Genomic DNA, 390 nt, shown 5'->3' with positions numbered 1-390 from the left:
GCGCGGAACCCGGGGCACCCGGAGCCCACGAGGTTTGACGGGAAGCGGTAGTCCAAGAAGCGTCATAATCCGGCGAGGGCGGGTGATCGTTGCTCAGCGGACGACGGTGGCGAGGGCGGGGACGTCGATGTGCTCGCCGGGCCACCAGCGGGGGCCGTCGCGCTCGATGCGGTGGTAGAGGGTGTCGCGTTCGACGGGGTCGCGGCCGGCCTCGGTGATGAGGCGGCGGATCTCGTCGATGGTCATCTCCTCGGGGGTCTCGGCGCCGGCCTCGTGGTAGATGGTCTCGTGCACGACGGTGCCGTCGAGGTCGTCGGCCCCGAAGGAGAGGGCGACCTGGGCGGTCTTGATGCCGAGCATGATCCAGTAGGCCTTGATGTGCGGGAAGTT

1 pseudogene is annotated in these 390 nt (G+C 69.0%); it reads right to left on the bottom strand.

The window, feature by feature from the left end:
- Positions 1-93: 93 nt before the first annotated feature.
- Positions 94-390: pseudogene (locus AB1L30_RS01035) on the bottom strand (aminofutalosine synthase MqnE); the annotation flags it as partial.

The organism is Bremerella sp. JC817, from assembly GCF_040718835.1.
GTDB lineage: Bacteria > Planctomycetota > Planctomycetia > Pirellulales > Pirellulaceae > Bremerella.
Note: the sequence above shows the minus strand (reverse complement) of the source record. Positions and strands in the feature narration are given on the sequence as shown.